We start from the raw sequence: 2001 nt of genomic DNA, 5'->3' as shown, positions 1-2001 counted from the left end.
AAGGTCTTGTTGTTTGTGCTTAGATCTAGCAACTAAGCGGGGCTTTTTTTTGTCTGTAGTTCTTTCACCTCCAGTTAACAGTCTTTTGATAAATGACGATAGAGACCCCTCAATTATTAGCCTGTAGCGGTCAATAACATCTCCTCGTTATTGACTAGCGTTAAGGCATTAAAACCATCTAGAAACTGTCAATAAGTCCATTAAGTGCGCACTTACGACTTGGAAACTACCCAAGTCAAATGCTGAAAAATAAACGATAAATATTTGTGCGTGTGGTGTACCGACTCCACGACTCGGAATGCACACACGCACAAAGAGGGACGAGCTTAGTAATACGTCCCTTTTGTCTCAATTTGATAACTAACAGACTCCAAACCACTCCTAGAACTGACGAGATAAGCCCCTTTGAGCCTTTTCTTTACCCCGTCCCTTTTGTCTCACTTACTCCTTGACTTCATCACTTCATAGAGTTACATTAGCTTTTGAAACGTTACTCCTTATAGGATATTGATATGTATAAATCAGAGCAAGCTAAATACGCAATTAGAGATATTAATTCTGACATTAATACAGACTGGTTAGAAATGCTTACGGTTGATACCGATAGAGTAGAGTTAACCAAGGCAGATAATGCACAAATGACTAAATCATTCCTTAGAGGCTTAATAGCTGCGGGTGTCATAGGTATTGAAATACTAGATGATGTCGGTCTATAAGGAACTAATATGCCAAGCAAAAAAACACGTATTAACTTAACCGTTGATGATGATATGAATCAGCTATTAACTGAATTAGCAGAGTTACAAGGTATCCCTAAGACAACCCTAGTCTATGAGTATTTAGAAGCAATGCGTCCTCACATGATTGAGATTAGAGATGCTATTCGTTTGGTCAATGATAAAAAAGACCCATCTCAACATTTACGCAAAATTCTTATGAATACTCAACAAGACTTCCTCGATGTTCTCAAAGAGGAATTCAAAGATGCATGATTGGGTAACAATGAAAATATCTTGTGACCACGTTGGTATTATTTCTAATGGTTCGGTCGTTAAAATCTCTAAAGATAATGAAATAGAGTGGACAGCCTTGTCATGGCTTCCTGTTGCTGGTTCACATGACTCTAATATTGTAATTCGATCGATTTCCGATAATCAGTTAGAAATATCAGGCAACCCTGCTAAATGGCTTCAAGGTCATAACTTATTTGGTACTAATGATTTAAAAGCTCTCTGTTGGGCTTTCTTTTCTAAACTATGTACTATCAAGGAATTATCATTAACGCCGTCTGTTGATCAGATTAGAGCCATTAAAGAAGGAATGTTTACAGTATCTAGAGTTGATATTAATGAGTCTTGGTTACTCGCTAATAGATTTGAGGTTTTATCTTGGATACGCTCAGCAGAACAAAAAGTAAGGCTTAAACATCGTGGTACTGGTCAATTCAAAGGTAGCACTCTGTACTGGGGTAAAGGTTCAAAGCGTTGGTTCTTAAAGTGTTACTCCAAAGGAGAGGAGATTAATAGTAAAAATAGTAATTTTCCTGATGCACTTCGTACACCTCAAATGCTTGAATACGCAGAGAGAGCCTTGCGTGTAGAGATGACTATAAAATCTAATGCCTTGCGTGAAATGGGGTTACATATAGCTGCTAACTGGACTCCAGAAACTGCTAAAATGTTACTCTTAAACTCACTTAAAGGTTTAGAGATGAGTAATAACTTTTCACTTTCTAATGATGTTTTAGTTACTTTGCCACCTCGTGTTAGGCTTGCCTATGCTGCTTGGTACAATGGTGATGATTTAAGACAAATATTGTCACGTCCTACTTTCTACCGTTACCGCAAGCAATTAAAAGAATATGATATAGATATTAGTATTCTTAGAGATGTAGATAAAGAGCCTAGTAATGTCATTCCTTTAATACGTGTTCTAGAAGCTCAACCTGTTGGCATACCTGATTGGGCATTTGAGCAAGGTCTTGTTGTTTGTGCTTAGTTG

At 37.5% G+C, this 2001-nt stretch carries 3 protein-coding genes; all 3 read left to right on the top strand.

From position 1 onward, the window contains the following. Positions 1-512 precede the first annotated feature (512 nt). Genes IQ457_RS11895 through IQ457_RS11885 form a run of 3 tightly spaced genes read left to right on the top strand, consistent with a single transcriptional unit; the run spans position 513 to position 1998 of the window. Positions 513-716, top strand: a complete 204-nt coding sequence (locus IQ457_RS11895) for a hypothetical protein (RefSeq protein WP_200663506.1) — start codon at positions 513-515, stop codon at positions 714-716. 9 nt (positions 717-725) lie between these two features. Beyond that, positions 726-992 (top strand): hypothetical protein, encoded by a 267-nt coding sequence (locus IQ457_RS11890; RefSeq protein ID WP_200663504.1) that lies wholly within the window; start codon positions 726-728, stop codon positions 990-992. Beyond that, positions 985-1998 carry a phage/plasmid replication protein, II/X family gene (locus IQ457_RS11885; protein ID WP_200663502.1) on the top strand — a complete coding sequence of 338 codons (1014 nt, stop codon included), beginning with the start codon at positions 985-987 and terminating at the stop codon, positions 1996-1998. The genes IQ457_RS11890 and IQ457_RS11885 overlap by 8 nt, the downstream gene beginning before the upstream one ends. Positions 1999-2001 lie beyond the last annotated feature (3 nt).

Source organism: Psychrobacter sp. M9-54-1, assembly GCF_016613355.1.
Lineage (GTDB): Bacteria > Pseudomonadota > Gammaproteobacteria > Pseudomonadales > Moraxellaceae > Psychrobacter > Psychrobacter faecalis.
Note: the sequence above shows the minus strand (reverse complement) of the source record. Positions and strands in the feature narration are given on the sequence as shown.

Excerpts from the sequence above, each read along its gene's own strand:
- IQ457_RS11890 (WP_200663504.1), top strand. The coding sequence starts at position 726 with ATGCCAAGCAAAAAAACACGTATTAACTTAACCGTTGATGATGATATG.
- IQ457_RS11895 (WP_200663506.1), top strand. The coding sequence starts at position 513 with ATGTATAAATCAGAGCAAGCTAAATACGCAATTAGAGATATTAATTCT.
- IQ457_RS11885 (WP_200663502.1), top strand. The coding sequence starts at position 985 with ATGCATGATTGGGTAACAATGAAAATATCTTGTGACCACGTTGGTATT.